Origin of the sequence: Erysipelothrix aquatica (genome assembly GCF_009828775.2) — a bacterium.
Lineage (GTDB): Bacteria > Bacillota_I > Bacilli_A > Erysipelotrichales > Erysipelotrichaceae > Erysipelothrix > Erysipelothrix aquatica.
The window spans coordinates 32,605-46,299 of the sequence record NZ_WTSY02000006.1; the positions used below are offsets into that span (position 1 = coordinate 32,605).

Below are 13,695 nucleotides of genomic sequence, written 5' to 3' on the forward strand. Positions count from 1 at the left end.
TTCGTTATTCAGAAATAATGATGTCGAGTAAAGGTGCATATTGTTGCGAGCCATGCATATCACTTTCACCAATACTTCCCTGTGCCCAAGGGCGTGGTATGGTAATTTTCAAACCACGGGCAGGGTCGAAGTATTCAAATGTAATGACATCAGCAGGGGTTAGATGATACAACGTCGCAAAGGACTCTTTGGTAAGTGCTTGACTGTCTTTAAAGTGATTGTAGTCAGCTTCGCTTTTGAATATTATATCAAAAGTTATTTCAAAAGGACCCGAGTTTTTACTGCGTATAACTTGAGCAAAATCTTTAAGTTTCATTATAAAGTAACCTCCTTAATTCGAGTTGGGAATTGAGCGATGGGATCGGTAATATCCATTAAATGATAAACATTAAAGGCACATACAGGACCCAATGGAATTTCTAAAGGAGTGAATGGCATGCCAATATTTCCAGAAGTCGCGATGCGTCCAGGATAATGATAATGTAGTAATGTAGTTCGCACACGGTTGGTTACAAGTTGCGCTATTTCTTGTGTTGGACCGGTCACTTCAGCAATGACACACACTTCATGAGCACTTGGTCCGTCATACGATTCGAGTGACTGCATGATACCATTGCGTCCATATTCGTGCATGATAATGGTACATTGTGAACTCTCAGCAGGTAATGCTTTCGCAACTTCGGTGCGTACATAGTTTAAAACGTCATCGAGTTGACTTAAAAGAATTGGGTCGCGAAGTCCCATCACAGTAATTGAACGGTAACCAACAATTTTGGCACCTTCAAGTTTGATTCGATACTGTGTGTCTGGTGCAAATTTACTGCCTGATACCTGTGCGACGGAATCTGTTACGGCACTAAAGGCGCAGTCATTTAGTAAAAGCTGTCCACCTGGTCCTGGTAGGATGCTTGGACTACTTTTTTCATACATTGTATGGGCTGCAACGGTGTGTGGTTTTGCTTGAGAATTTTCATTCATAGGTTCAATCGTAAAATGGTCATGGTAAAGCGTTCCGATGACACTCTTTCCTGAAGGAACTGCACATAATGCCCCACATTCAATGATTTTACCCATGTGCCATGCAAGTGCAGGATCGAATCCATTCATGATTCCAATCGCCGCAGTTGGTGCTGGATCATACGTACGACCACCAATAATAACATGCGGTGGATTATCAGATTGCAGAAGATTGATGTAAGGCTCTGCGCCCATTTGAGCGGTAATAACCGTAACATCATCAATATCTTCGAACGTTAAATCTGGAACATTTGTCATTGCGCTGACCTTATTTTTTTTGAGTGCTTCGCGGACGGTGTCTTTTGGAATATCGCTATAAACTGCAGCAATCCGGATTTCAAGTTGATGTGCTTTCGCAACCGATTCAGCAAGTTCCATAAATAAATCAACGTGTTCGTTGGTTCCATCACCGCCTGCAGATGTAATAATCAGTGGTACATTTGCCTTAACTGCAGCAGGGATAAGAATTTCCATTTCTTTTTTATATGCAGATGCAGGGCACGTCATTTCGCCAAGTGCTAACTTTTGCGGACCACTATCGGTTGATCCTGCATCTAATACAATTGCATGTGGCTTATAGCTTAAACCACGTTCAAATTCCTTAATCGGAAAACCATACCCCATCATTGGTGTAGGTACTAAAATACGTAAAGAATCCATGTAATGCCTCCTTATTTATAAATATAGTGTACAATGATAATAAGAAATCGTCTAAGACTATTAAACGATAAAATGTATCGTTATTTACGATAGGAGAAAGTATGCGAACAAAACAATACGAATATGTTATTGCGCTAGCAGAAACACAATCATTTTCGCAAGCTGCGAAGAATTTATATATTGCCCAATCATCACTCAGTCAATATATTCTCAATTTGGAAAAATCGTTGGATGTGACGTTATTTGATCGATCTCAAACGCCTATACAGTTGACGCAACATGGTAAAATATATCTAGAGACGGCCTATGTAATCATGCATCTTGAAGATAAATTAAGGACGCAATTACAGACTGTTGATGCAAAAAAGATTTCAGTTTTACGAATTGGTACCACGCGCTATTGGAGTGGTTTGTTGTTGCCACGAATTTTGGGCCGGTTTCAAGATAGTTATCCACATATTAAACTTGAAATTAGTGAAACGCGGACGTTTGAACTTTCGGATAAATTAGAACACAAGGACGTGGATGTTGCTTTCTTTTCCCCTCCAGTTGACTTATCGGGAACCTATGCGCAATACAGTTGCGAGCGCTTATTGAAAGAGAAGATTGTACTTGCGATAAATCGTGACTTGAAGCGATACTATGGGATTATGTCCAATGTTGTGGATCGTGAGACTATGAAGCAATTGCCTTATATAAGTTTGAAGCGTGGGCAAAAGATGCGACACTTTTCAGATCAACAATTTACGGAACTGGGTTTTGCACCAAATATCGTTCTTGAAACAGAAAACATTGCGACTGCGTACAAACTTGCGGAGTCGGGCATCGGTGCGGCTTTTGTCCCTGCCCACATTTATGAGTTTGCACCTGAATTGGATAATATTGTTCATTTTGATTTAGAAACACCGCGATATTGGTCATTGTATGGATATATTTCAGAATCGCTTGAAAATCAGGAGGCCGCAAACTATTTAATCACGCTTATCAAAATGGAAGTGTTGAAATTGGATAAATAAAAAGCATCGACGTTAATGTGTCGATGCTTTTGCTGTTAGAACCGTTCCTTATCATAGAGATACAAGAAAATTGTAATGGCAAGTAAATCTGCACTTCCCCCCGGACTCAAATTTCTTTGAACGAACATGCGATTCATGTAGCTCAAATGGTAGTCGAGATCGTGATAATCCATAGCTGCCAGTGATTTTCCATAATCAAGTCCTAAGATGCCTCCACGTTTGACCATATTTGCATCATCGTTGGTTGCGATAAGTTGGAGTAAAGCACGTTTGAGGCGTTGATCATAGGGTACGGACTCATTTTTAAGAATCGGAAGTGCTAGATTAAAGGCATGTGGCATACCGGCTTCGACCTCGCCTCGAATGCCTGTAAAACCGTATTGTTCATACATTTTTTCACCATGTGTTTGGAACTGGGTTAGCGAACCGAGTTCTGCTTGAACCAATCCAGCTGTCATAGTTTGAATGCTAGTTTGTAATGTTTCTAAGTCTGGGTAATCAAGATAAGCAATTGCAGCAATTAAGATACCAAACATGAAATTGGCACCTTTATGCGTGTTAACATTCGCTGTAGCTGTAAACATTTTAGTTTCATTATCGATGCCTGCTTGGCGAATATTTGCGAAGAGTTCTGGTAATGTGCCGTGATGTTGTGCTCCAATCTCATAATAAACATGAAACCCAGGTACTAATGCAAAACAGCTATCAATAAAGGTAAAGGCATCCATGTCAGTATGTGCTCCTGGATGGTAAGGATCAACAAGTCCAGGCTTTGGCGTTAAGGTGACTTCTTGAATGAGTGCTTTGAGTGCAAGGGAAACGAGTTGATCTTGACTCATGCGTGTTGTTCTGATTCCATTGCTAAGATAATAAACTCTTCTGATAGTGCAAGATGTTCGGTTATCACAAGTTTCATTTGCTCGACATCACCGTTTTTCAGGCAACGATAGATGAGTCGGTGCTCTGCCAAAGCTCGCTCACGACGTGGTGCAGCCGTAAGTGAAATATCACGGAAGCGTGTTAGATAGTCACGAAGCCGATTCTGAATGGTTTCAAGACGTGGCATCTCAGAGAATTCATAGATCATTGTATTAAACTCTTTAGACATTTGAATGACACTGTTGACATCGTTAGCAGCTTGAGCAGCATCGGTACGATCAAGCAGCGCTTCCATACGAGCAAAGCGCTCGTCATTCATTAATTGCATGGCATTTGTAGCTGCGAGAATATCCAATGCTGTACGAATTTGATAAATTTCGCGAACATCGTCTAAGTTAAATGTTGTGACGACAATTCCGTAGTTTGGAATGTATTGGACAATGTCTTCATCTTGAATCCGTCGTAATGCTTCACGAACAGGTGTTCGGCTTACGTTGAGTGATTCAGCATAGAATTTTTCATTGATACGTTCCCCCATAGGAATAACACCACTAATGATTGCGGTACGAAGTCCTTCGTAAATGATTTGATTGAGCGGCAAATTTTGGCTCAAATCAACCAAGTCAATAACTCTATCCATGTAATCTTTCATATATTTATCTCCTTGCTTGCTTAGTAAGCTCATGGTTATTCTTATTATATGCTATTTTTCTAGTATAGGTCAAAATGATGTATACACTGTATACACTATAAATTGTACATATATTCACTAATAAGTGCGTTTTGGTGTTTTCTTTATCACGGTATTTTCGATGTACTTTATAAATTGTTAAGAATATTCGATTTTGAATAGGAGGAGTGAGGGAGGGATCATATTTAAAATTAGGAGATGATATACATGAATTTAGAATTACCAATGCATTATGATTTGATTGAGCAACACGAACGAATCAATGGATCCGATGGTCAACGCTTTTTTAATAACCTTCGTGGACTTATTTTAGGTGTTCCGTCGGCTAATCGAGCACTCAAGGCGATTGGGATTAATACAAGTAGATTGTGGGGTGTGGTTCGCATGGGCTATGGTGCAGCCTATATGAAGTTTGGAACTGCCGCGGTAATCGCAGGTGGCGTTGTTGGTGGGGCGTTAGCAGTGGGGGCATTTGCCGCATTATGGAATATCCGGATGTTCTATTAAAAAAAAGCAAGCGTGAGCTTGCTTTTTGAGGGGATTATTGCGTATTTGTGTTAACGAATTTTAGAGCAGCATTTAAGACAAGTTCTGCCGACTCACGGTGGAGGCGACGATAGTCTTCATCGTTTGTCCATTTCTCATTCGTACGACTAACATGAACTACGAGGCAGTTTGCAACTGGAATGTTATAAAGTGATCCAAGTAGATACAGAACCGCAGTTTCCATTTCACAGTTAATAATGCCGCGAGGCTCCCAATACTCGATAAGATTAGGTGTCTCAATTCGTGTGTTCAATGCTGGTGTGCGCCCTTGTCCGAAATAATATGTTTCCGATGTAAGCCCAATGCCAACATGTACTGTCTTATGATTTGAAGTTAATTCATTGTGTATTTGTGATAGCAGCAAGGGGTTTGGAACCGCAGGATAAACTGCAGGTACATAGGCTGATAATAGTCCTTCAGAACGTGCCATCCCACTATTTAAAATAATATCACCGGGATTGATTCCTTCTCGCCATGCACCACAGCCACCACAGCGAATTATCATTTGTGCATCATTCTCCAGGAGTTCTGTAATTGCGATTTCTGTAGAACCAACTCCGATACCTGTTGAACAAACAGAAACGCGACGTCCTTGATATTCGCCAACATACAAGACAAATTCACGACTGGTATCAACAACTGACTCCACGTTCGTAAATAATGATGATATTAACTCAACCCGACCTGGATCGCCAACGATGAGTGTTACTTCTCCTAAATCGCCAGGCTTTAATCCTTTTAAATGTATGCTCATAATGTTACTCCTTTGTATTTATTTTCAATGATAGTACAGTAATTAAAGAAACACAATACAGTCCTGATAAGAAAAGCATTGCAATTGTTAACGAGTAGTTATCGAGGAAGAATCCAATTGCTACCGATGAGAATCCTCCAACAGCACGGCCAATGTTAAAGATAATGTTATTGGCAGTTGCACGAATGCGTGCTGGATAAAGGTTTCCAACGATTGCTCCATAACCAGCATTCATCCCATTTGCAAAGAATCCAACAGCAGCACCACCAATTAGGATACCAAGGTTAGAGGATGCGAATGAGTAGAGATAAACAGCGAGGGCGGATGCAATTAGGAATGAAGCATATGCTTTTTTAGCACCAAGTTTATCCATAATTTGACCAAATACGAGCATTCCTAGGGACATCCCGACAATTGTTGCGATCATCCAAATTGAAGAACCCGAAATACTAATACCAGCTTTTTTCTGTAGAATTGAAGGTAACCAGTTCATTAAACCAAAGTAACCTGCAACTTGAGCTGTAGCCATAATCGTTAGTTTGATTGTAGTAGCTGCACGTCCTTCTTTGAATAATTCAGAGATCCCAATTTTTTCAGCTTTTTCCGTAGATTGTTGACGTTGTTCTTTCCATGATGCAGATTCATCCATAGTTAGGTAAACATAAATTGCTAAGAAGATTGGCAATGCACCAAAAATAAAGAGGCCTTTCCAACCGAAGCTTGGCATGATGATTGCTGCTGCGATGGCTGCAATGATACTACCAACTTGACCTGCGATGGTAACAAATGAATTCATGCGTCCGCGTTTCTCTGCGGGGAAAGCATCGGCGACAAGTGACATTACGACACCATATTCACCACCACCACCGACACCAACGAGGAATCGTAAGAAGTAAACCATCGTAATATTTGTTGCGAATGCCATCATTCCTGTAGCGATAGAGAAAATTGCGACGGTGATTGCAAAAATCTTGATTCGACCGTATTTATCAGCGAGTGTCCCGAATATGATACCTCCTACAAGCATCCCGATATTCGTAATTGTGGAAATAAATCCTCCAGCGGCACCATTGATTCCAAAATCAAGAATCATGGAACTGAGTGCAAATGATAACATCATAGTACTCATGCTTTGTAATCCGAGCCCAGCCATCGAGCTGAATAAAGCTTGACGACGATATGACTTGTTATCATGTGTTTCTGTTATTGTATTCATATTTGTCTCCCTTCGACTTTGAACGCCTTAACTATAACAAACACACATTGAATAAAATATTGTGGAATCACACATAAATATCGAAAATTATTGTGTTATAATACAATTGTTTGTAAGCGGATACCGCTATATAATGAATGCGGAACGGTAGCGCTCTCAGGAGATTGCAATGATTAGTTTAAAAGAAATATACGATGCACTGAATCGACGATTCGATATCGTATCGCTTAACAAGCGTGCAGAATACGCGGAACATGCATCCGTTTCTTCAATAACCGTAATGGAAACGGTAAATGTTGACCAGTGGGTAAAAGGCGGAGAACTCATACTTACAAGTAGTTCAACATTTCCAAAGTCAAAAGAGGGCCTAACATCATTAATTGAGACACTCAAACAAAAGCATGCAACATGTCTTGCGATAAAAGTTATTGAGGAAGATCGCCCGTCTAAGGACGAGCTCGAAGCTCTTACCGAAAATCTAGAATTCCCAATCTTATGGATACCCCACAATGTTACATATCTTGAGATTATGAATTATGTCAATTCCATGCTCTTTAATATCAAAGAATACAATGATTTTAGAGAACGTGCAGCCTACAATATTATTTTTAACAACGGAACGATAGACAGTTTAATTGTTGACTCATTTAAGTCGTACGATGTCGATATTACGAATTTAGACTGCTTGGTTGCTAATTTTAATTTTAAGGCGGACTCAGAAGACAATCGCATTAATGTTCATTTTGATGCATTTTTTAAAACTGTCCAACTTATGTGTTCAGATTTAATTAATACATCGAAGATTACAGAATACTTGTTTGTACGCCAGTTGAATAGTTTTATTATCATTTTTCTTGGGAATCGAGAACAACTCCAAGAACTGAAATTAAAGCACTATTCAATCGAAGCATTGGGTCAATACAAAGAGAATTTAAATGTGCTGAGTGTCGGACTGAGTAACATCGAGCATATTAAATTTATGCCGCAACTTCTTGATCAAGCCCAATTTACTTTGAGTTTTACAAATCATGATGTTGAAGGTGGTTATATTGAAGCCTATGAAAATGTCGAGTTTTACCACATGATTTACAAGGGCATTGGTTCGGATATGGATACATTCCTAATGTCCACATTACACACTGTGCGCAAAGGGTCGATTCTTTATGACACATTACTGATGTATTTCCGTTGCAATGAAAACCTCCAAGAGACGAGCAAACAACTGTACATCCATATCAACACCTTGAATTATCGTTTAAAGCGAGTTCAAAATGTGACAGGATTAAATTTAAATGTGACACAAAACAAAGTGAAGTTATACTTAGCGGTCATTGCTGAGTACAACCAATAAGGGAGATAGATTATGTCAAGTAAACGTATTGTCAGTGTTCAAAATCTAAATAAAACATTCGTAAACCAAGCGAATGAAACGATCACGGCACTCAAAGATATAAATTTTGAAATTAATAGTCAAGAGTTTGTTTCAATTATCGGTCCATCTGGATGTGGAAAATCTACATTGCTTCGGATTGTATCTCAACTTGAAACATACAATAGTGGTAACATTGAATACTTCACCGATGGTCCAATAGCTGATAACATCGGATTTGTTTTTCAGGAATCTGTGCTATTTCCATGGAAGTCTGTATATAAAAATGCGATTTTCCCACTTAAAGTGAAAAATATGATGACGGATGCTCATCTCCAATATGTTGATCATCTTTTGAAAACAACAGGTTTAGAAAAATTTAAAAATTCGCTACCAAAAGAACTATCTGGAGGAATGAAGCAACGAGTTTCAATTGTCCGCTCATTATCCTATAGTCCTCAGTTATTATTAATGGATGAGCCATTTGGAGCTCTAGATGCAATTACTCGCGATACGCTCAATTTAGAACTGGCACGAATCTCTCGTGAAGAAAAAATGACTGTTGTATTCGTAACCCATGACATTGATGAAGCAGTATTTCTTTCATCAAAAGTCATTGTTATGTCAGCTCGCCCAGGCGAAATTAAAGAAATTGTTGATATAGATCTTCCGGCAGATCGTGATTTATCCATCCGTGCTGATGAACGCTTCACTACCTATGCGAAACACCTCAGAGGGCTGCTCAATGAAGACAATTAGAAATACTTTTGATAAGCACCCGTTACTAAATACCGTAGCGTCTATCACGGTTTTTATTCTGATCTGGCATCTTTATGTGACACTCGTTCAAGTGCCACACTTCATGCTTCCAGCACCTCTGAGTGTGTTGAAAGAGTTGGTCTATCAGTTTAGTGGAAGTAGTATTTGGCTTCATATTGGCATCACTTTGTATGAAGTTTTGGTCGGATTTATTTTGGGAGTTATTGTTGGGGCGATTATTGCCTATGCAATTTACAAATCAGAAACTCTCAGTGATTATATAAAACCAATTTTGATTTTTCTCCAAGTTGCACCTAAAATTGCGTTAGTACCGCTTTTTGTGGTCTGGTTTGGACTGGGCCTGACGTCTAAAATTATAGTTGTATTTTCGATGGTTGTATTCCCAATAATAATTGGGATTGAATCTGCACTGCGTCAGATTCCGTCATCATATTATGATTTGTTACACGTTGTTCAGTCGCCAAAGTCAAAAACAATCGTTGATTTAGAGATTCCGTATATTCTACCCGAAGTTTTTGCGTCGCTTAAAATTGCGATTGTTCAAGCAATAATCGGTGCAACAGTTGCAGAATGGATGGCAGGACAATATGGTCTTGGTTATATTCAATCCTTTGCGTCATCCACATTCAATACACCACTGTTAATCGCTGGGATTGTAGTGACGATTATCCTTGGTGTGATTCTCTATCAGATTATCGAAATACTTGAGCGCAAGTATGTCTTTTGGAAGTAGGTCGATTATGAAACGAATTATTACAATACTTTTACTAACAGTAATGCTCGCAGGATGTGGGCAAAAAAGTCACACGTACACACCAAATCAAGATGGTTTGATTGATGTAAGTGTTCAAATTGATGGTGCAGCAGTTCCGTACTATGCACCAATGTATGTTGCTCAAGAACGTGGTTTCTTTGCTGAACAAGGTCTTAATGTTTCGTTCTATTATGCTTCAGCAGCTGAAATTGTAAAAAATGTTGGATCCAACAATATAGAATTCGGATTTCCGAATGCAGACCCAGTTATTATCGGACGTGCAAACGGCGTTCCTGTAAAAATTGTCCACACAACGTTACAAAATGGATTGGGTTCAGTCATTTTCAAAGATGCATCTGGAATTAAAACACCGAGTGATCTAAAAGGGAAAACAATCGGTATTACCTCATATGGTAGCCCTAATTATAGTCAACTAAAAATGTTGCTCGAGACAGAAGGACTTACCATCGACGATGTCACAATTAAGATTATTGGTACAGGTGCCATTGTGAATGCCTTAATCACAGATCAAGTTGATGCCATCAGTTTTTCAATGTTGCGTACTTATGAGCTTCGAGCAAATGGAGAATCCGTATCAGAATTTAGATCTAACGAGTTTACAACTACCTATGGAAACGTTGTTATAGTGAGTGACACCTTCTTAGAAACAAATCCTGAGCTTGTTGAAGGCTTTACGAACGCACTCAACAAATCACTCGAATATATTACGGATGGAAATCTTGAGGATGCCGTCGACTTATCCATTGACAACTATGCTCAATCAGCTAAAAACTCTCGAGATAAATTCGTGACGATAATGGATGATGCCTATGTTAACGGATTATGGCAAAGTGATGATACGAAGATTCATGGATTTGGCTACAATAATCGTGAGCGATATCAATTGTTCATCGATGATCTTGCAAAATTTGGTATTATCTCTAAATCATACGATGCTTCGGAATTAATCGTTGAAGGAGGTGCAAACCATGAGTAAAAAAATAATCAGACCTATGATTCTCACAGTTATCATTCTCGTGATATGGCAAATTGCTGTTCAAGTTACGAAGGTACCGAACTATATTATGCCAAGCCCAGTTGAATTGGTTCAATATATGGGAAATCAGTTTGCAACAGGTTCAATTACGAAACATATTTTAACAACACTGCATGAAGTTATCGTTGGGACATTCTATGGAATTCTTGTTGGGATTGCGTTGGGATATGCAATTGCGAAGTCAAAATTAGTGGACCGATTATTGACACCTATTATCTTGATTCTACAAATTGCGCCAAAAATTTCACTTGCACCTCTCTTCCTTTTATGGTTTGGGTTAGGTGCAACGTCTAAAATTGCTTTAGTTATCTTAGTTGTTTCTTTCCCTGTTATGATTGCGCAAAGTACGGTCATCAAAAATATTGATAAAAATTATATCGATTATATGACGGTCTTAAACGGAAATGCTTTACAAAGATTCATTCATGTAGAACTACCGTATTCATTGACAGCAGTTCTAAGTGGGATCAAAGTTTCTGTGACTCAAGGGATGACAGGAGCAGTCATTGGTGAAATGATGGGGGCTCAAGCTGGTCTTGGGTACCTGTTGGTCTATGGAAGTGAAATGTACGATATTAAAATAATTCTCAGCTCAGTCGTCATTCTGTCTGTGCTTGGTCTTATCTTATATTATCTTGCAGAGTATGCTGAAAAGAAAATCATTTATTGGAATTAAAACTAAAAAAAGCTAGCGATTATGCTAGCTTTTAATTTGCTTTAGAACGCAGGTGCAAGTGTTTTTGAGTTTTCTTCGTTCGTTAAGAAATCTTTAACTTCTTTACTTGTCATTGCTTCTTTCAATTTATTGATTTTTTCTGAATCTTTATTATCTTCACGTGCTACAAGTGAAATAGCGTAGTGTGTTGATCCGGATGTCTCAAGAATTAAAGCATCTTGTTTTGGTGTTAATCCAAGTGCTTTGATGTATGTAGGGTAGTTGTATACTAAATCTACTTCATCGTATGCTTGTGTCAATGTGAGTAAATCAACTTCGACGAATTGATAACTTGTTGCTGCAACATCTTTTAAAGTTGCATCGTGTGTTTTTCCATTTAAACTGATAAGACCAGCAGCTTCGAGCATCATTAATGCACGTGCTTGATTAACTTGATCGTTAGGAATGGCAATTTTAGCATCTGTTGGTAAATCTTTGATGTCAGATGCTGTTTTTGAATAGAACCCTACGATTGCATCGTAAATGGGTTGAACGCCAACAAGTGTGCCATTGTTAGCAGTGTTAAACATTGTCATGAACGGAACATGTTGGAAGAAGTTCGCGTCAATCTCTTTATTGTTTAATGCAATGTTAGCTGCAGCGTTATCTGATACAGGAACAAGTTCAACAGTATAACCATCTTTTGCGAGTACTTCGCCAGCAATGGTAACGACGGTTGTCATCGGTTCCATGTGTGATGCAACTTTGATAACTTTGTCTTCTTTAGAATCCTTAGCAGTGGCGCCACATGCTGTCAGAACTAATAATGCAAGTGATGAAACTAGTATTTTTTTAAACATATTCTCAATCTCCTCATCGTTTATCTATTTTTCGTGCAATGGTTGTTCCAACAAACTGAATTGCTTGAACAATCACAATCATGACTGCAACTATCGAATAAAGTAAAAGATAATCAAAGCGTTGGTAGCCATAACGCATTGCAAAGTCTCCGATACCACCGCCGCCTACTGCACCCATAACGGTAGAGTAGGAAACAAAACTAATAATTGACGACGTGAGTCCAAGAACAATTCCGGACCGCGCTTCTACATAAAGGAACTTCGTAATAAGTTGTGGAACGCTTGCGCCCATAGAAAGTGCCGTATCGACAATTTCTTGAGGGACATCTAGTAATGATTGCTCGACGAAACGGGCAAAAATTGCTACGGCAACAAAGGAAAGGGGAATGGATGCAGGAATGGTTCCAAGCGATTTACCTAAAAGAAATCGTGTTACTGGAATCATTGCTACGATGAAAATTAAAAATGGGAAAGAACGGACTACGTTAACATAAAGATTTCCTAACGTATAGGCAATGCGATTCTCAAGAACACCATCTTTACGTGTTAGGTAAATAAGTGTTCCTAAGGGTAATCCAACGAGAATCGCGAAACATGTGGAAATTCCAATTAGAATTCCAGTTTCGCCTAATGCTTTAAGAATCTCAGCTTGATATTGAAGGATATGTGCCATCATCGTTGAAGCACCGCCTTAGCATGTGCGACATAGGATGTATCTGTTTCCATTGGTAGATTGTTAACAGTGACTACATCTTTTAGAATGCCACGTTCCATGACTGCAACGCGATTACAGATTGCTTTCGCAACCTCTAACTGATGCGTAACGACAACAATGGTCGTTCCAAAAGTTTCATTAATTGATTTCAAAACATCTAGTAAGCCTGCGGTTGACTTCGGATCCAGTGCAGAAGTGGGTTCATCACAAATCAAGATGTTTGGATTTGTTGCCAATGCGCGCGCAATTGCAACGCGTTGTCGTTCGCCTCCAGATAATTGATTTGGATAGTGATCCTTTTTATCAAGCAAATTTACAAACGTTAAAACCTCATCGACCCGTGCAGTGTTGTGCATGTTGCTAAGTGTTAATGGTAGGGCAACATTTTCAGCGACTGAACGGTTTTTGAGAAGGTTGAAGTTTTGAAAAACAACCGAGATTTCTTTCCGTATGTTACGAAGGGCTTTTGCAGTGAGGGTACTCATATCGGTACCGTTCACAAACACCGTGCCAGTATCGTGTGTTTCGAGTTGATTCATCAACCGTAACAACGTCGACTTGCCAGCACCGCTTTCGCCAATTATTCCAAAGATTTCTCCACGGTGCACTTCAAAGCTCACGGAATCGAGAACTGTGAATGCATCATAGGCTTTGGAGACATTTTCAAATCGTATCATTTCTTCACCAACCTTTGACCCGCGTTCATTATAAGCCTTAATGAGAGCG

The 13,695-nt window shown here is 39.2% G+C and carries 16 protein-coding genes; 7 read left to right on the plus strand and 9 right to left on the minus strand.

The window, feature by feature from the left end:
• Positions 1-4 precede the first annotated feature (4 nt).
• A complete protein-coding gene (locus GVV20_RS02885; RefSeq protein WP_159741014.1) occupies positions 5-316 on the minus strand; it encodes a DUF4387 domain-containing protein in 312 nt (103 codons plus the stop codon).
• On the minus strand, positions 316-1,677 hold the full coding sequence (locus GVV20_RS02890; protein ID WP_159741013.1) for an acyclic terpene utilization AtuA family protein: 1,362 nt from the start codon (positions 1,675-1,677) through the stop codon (positions 316-318). The genes GVV20_RS02885 and GVV20_RS02890 overlap by 1 nt, the downstream gene beginning before the upstream one ends.
• 101 nt (positions 1,678-1,778) lie before the next feature.
• Between GVV20_RS02890 and GVV20_RS02895 the strand changes: the two genes are divergently transcribed.
• Positions 1,779-2,693, plus strand: coding sequence for a LysR family transcriptional regulator (locus tag GVV20_RS02895; protein ID WP_159741012.1), 915 nt, complete (start codon positions 1,779-1,781; stop codon positions 2,691-2,693).
• Positions 2,694-2,728: 35 nt separating this feature from the next.
• Here GVV20_RS02895 and GVV20_RS02900 read toward each other — a convergent pair whose 3' ends face one another.
• Both GVV20_RS02900 and GVV20_RS02905 read right to left on the minus strand, forming a co-directional pair.
• Positions 2,729-3,532: a triphosphoribosyl-dephospho-CoA synthase gene (locus GVV20_RS02900; RefSeq protein WP_159741011.1), complete on the minus strand. Its 804-nt coding sequence runs from the start codon at positions 3,530-3,532 to the stop codon at positions 2,729-2,731.
• Positions 3,529-4,224, minus strand: coding sequence for a GntR family transcriptional regulator (locus GVV20_RS02905; RefSeq protein WP_159633577.1), 696 nt, complete (start codon positions 4,222-4,224; stop codon positions 3,529-3,531). Before GVV20_RS02905 ends, GVV20_RS02900 begins: the two co-directional genes overlap by 4 nt.
• A gap of 246 nt (positions 4,225-4,470) precedes the next feature.
• Between GVV20_RS02905 and GVV20_RS02910 the strand changes: the two genes are divergently transcribed.
• Positions 4,471-4,770: a hypothetical protein gene (locus GVV20_RS02910; protein WP_159741010.1), complete on the plus strand. Its 300-nt coding sequence runs from the start codon at positions 4,471-4,473 to the stop codon at positions 4,768-4,770.
• 34 nt (positions 4,771-4,804) lie between these two features.
• On the opposite strand, the gene GVV20_RS02915 is transcribed toward GVV20_RS02910, so the two are convergent.
• Both GVV20_RS02915 and GVV20_RS02920 read right to left on the minus strand, forming a co-directional pair.
• Entirely contained in the window at positions 4,805-5,563 is a 759-nt protein-coding gene (locus tag GVV20_RS02915; RefSeq protein ID WP_159741009.1) for a nucleoside phosphorylase, read from the minus strand.
• A 4-nt stretch (positions 5,564-5,567) separates the two neighbouring features.
• Complete coding sequence (locus GVV20_RS02920) at positions 5,568-6,779, minus strand: MFS transporter (protein WP_159741008.1); 1,212 nt, start codon at positions 6,777-6,779, stop codon at positions 5,568-5,570.
• 169 nt (positions 6,780-6,948) lie between these two features.
• Here GVV20_RS02920 and GVV20_RS02925 point away from each other — a divergent pair, with 169 nt between their 5' ends.
• The 5 genes from GVV20_RS02925 to GVV20_RS02945 are packed head-to-tail and all read left to right on the plus strand — an operon-like array spanning position 6,949 to position 11,415.
• Positions 6,949-8,130: a PucR family transcriptional regulator gene (locus GVV20_RS02925; protein WP_159741007.1), complete on the plus strand. Its 1,182-nt coding sequence runs from the start codon at positions 6,949-6,951 to the stop codon at positions 8,128-8,130.
• Positions 8,131-8,142: 12 nt separating this feature from the next.
• The gene (locus GVV20_RS02930) at positions 8,143-8,907 is read left to right on the plus strand and encodes an ABC transporter ATP-binding protein (RefSeq protein ID WP_159812789.1); all 765 of its coding nucleotides are present in this window, start codon (positions 8,143-8,145) and stop codon (positions 8,905-8,907) included.
• Positions 8,894-9,661, plus strand: coding sequence for an ABC transporter permease (locus GVV20_RS02935; protein ID WP_159644650.1), 768 nt, complete (start codon positions 8,894-8,896; stop codon positions 9,659-9,661). Before GVV20_RS02930 ends, GVV20_RS02935 begins: the two co-directional genes overlap by 14 nt.
• Positions 9,662-9,668: 7 nt before the next feature.
• Positions 9,669-10,679, plus strand: a complete 1,011-nt coding sequence (locus GVV20_RS02940; protein WP_159741088.1) for an ABC transporter substrate-binding protein — start codon at positions 9,669-9,671, stop codon at positions 10,677-10,679.
• A complete protein-coding gene (locus tag GVV20_RS02945) occupies positions 10,672-11,415 on the plus strand; it encodes an ABC transporter permease (RefSeq protein WP_159741089.1) in 744 nt (247 codons plus the stop codon). Before GVV20_RS02940 ends, GVV20_RS02945 begins: the two co-directional genes overlap by 8 nt.
• Before the next feature lie 41 nt (positions 11,416-11,456).
• Here the strand turns inward: GVV20_RS02945 and GVV20_RS02950 are convergent, their stop codons facing one another.
• The 3 genes from GVV20_RS02950 to GVV20_RS02960 are packed head-to-tail and all read right to left on the minus strand — an operon-like array spanning position 11,457 to position 13,646.
• Positions 11,457-12,254 (minus strand): MetQ/NlpA family ABC transporter substrate-binding protein, encoded by a 798-nt coding sequence (locus GVV20_RS02950; protein WP_159741090.1) that lies wholly within the window; start codon positions 12,252-12,254, stop codon positions 11,457-11,459.
• A 13-nt stretch (positions 12,255-12,267) separates the two neighbouring features.
• The gene (locus GVV20_RS02955; protein ID WP_159633547.1) at positions 12,268-12,930 is read right to left on the minus strand and encodes a methionine ABC transporter permease; all 663 of its coding nucleotides are present in this window, start codon (positions 12,928-12,930) and stop codon (positions 12,268-12,270) included.
• Positions 12,927-13,646 (minus strand): methionine ABC transporter ATP-binding protein, encoded by a 720-nt coding sequence (locus tag GVV20_RS02960; RefSeq protein ID WP_159741091.1) that lies wholly within the window; start codon positions 13,644-13,646, stop codon positions 12,927-12,929. The genes GVV20_RS02955 and GVV20_RS02960 overlap by 4 nt, the downstream gene beginning before the upstream one ends.
• Between the last annotated feature and the right edge of the window lie 49 nt (positions 13,647-13,695).

What these genes read in the sequence shown, in the direction of transcription:
- GVV20_RS02885 (WP_159741014.1), bottom strand. Translation starts at nt 316, where the DNA reads ATGAAACTTAAAGATTTTGCTCAAGTTATACGCAGTAAAAACTCGGGT.
- GVV20_RS02890 (WP_159741013.1), bottom strand. Translation starts at nt 1,677, where the DNA reads ATGGATTCTTTACGTATTTTAGTACCTACACCAATGATGGGGTATGGT.
- GVV20_RS02895 (WP_159741012.1), top strand. Translation starts at nt 1,779, where the DNA reads ATGCGAACAAAACAATACGAATATGTTATTGCGCTAGCAGAAACACAA.
- GVV20_RS02900 (WP_159741011.1), bottom strand. Translation starts at nt 3,532, where the DNA reads ATGAGTCAAGATCAACTCGTTTCCCTTGCACTCAAAGCACTCATTCAA.
- GVV20_RS02905 (WP_159633577.1), bottom strand. Translation starts at nt 4,224, where the DNA reads ATGAAAGATTACATGGATAGAGTTATTGACTTGGTTGATTTGAGCCAA.
- GVV20_RS02910 (WP_159741010.1), top strand. Translation starts at nt 4,471, where the DNA reads ATGAATTTAGAATTACCAATGCATTATGATTTGATTGAGCAACACGAA.
- GVV20_RS02915 (WP_159741009.1), bottom strand. Translation starts at nt 5,563, where the DNA reads ATGAGCATACATTTAAAAGGATTAAAGCCTGGCGATTTAGGAGAAGTA.
- GVV20_RS02920 (WP_159741008.1), bottom strand. Translation starts at nt 6,779, where the DNA reads ATGAATACAATAACAGAAACACATGATAACAAGTCATATCGTCGTCAA.
- GVV20_RS02925 (WP_159741007.1), top strand. Translation starts at nt 6,949, where the DNA reads ATGATTAGTTTAAAAGAAATATACGATGCACTGAATCGACGATTCGAT.
- GVV20_RS02930 (WP_159812789.1), top strand. Translation starts at nt 8,143, where the DNA reads ATGTCAAGTAAACGTATTGTCAGTGTTCAAAATCTAAATAAAACATTC.
- GVV20_RS02935 (WP_159644650.1), top strand. Translation starts at nt 8,894, where the DNA reads ATGAAGACAATTAGAAATACTTTTGATAAGCACCCGTTACTAAATACC.
- GVV20_RS02940 (WP_159741088.1), top strand. Translation starts at nt 9,669, where the DNA reads ATGAAACGAATTATTACAATACTTTTACTAACAGTAATGCTCGCAGGA.
- GVV20_RS02945 (WP_159741089.1), top strand. Translation starts at nt 10,672, where the DNA reads ATGAGTAAAAAAATAATCAGACCTATGATTCTCACAGTTATCATTCTC.
- GVV20_RS02950 (WP_159741090.1), bottom strand. Translation starts at nt 12,254, where the DNA reads ATGTTTAAAAAAATACTAGTTTCATCACTTGCATTATTAGTTCTGACA.
- GVV20_RS02955 (WP_159633547.1), bottom strand. Translation starts at nt 12,930, where the DNA reads ATGATGGCACATATCCTTCAATATCAAGCTGAGATTCTTAAAGCATTA.
- GVV20_RS02960 (WP_159741091.1), bottom strand. Translation starts at nt 13,646, where the DNA reads ATGATACGATTTGAAAATGTCTCCAAAGCCTATGATGCATTCACAGTT.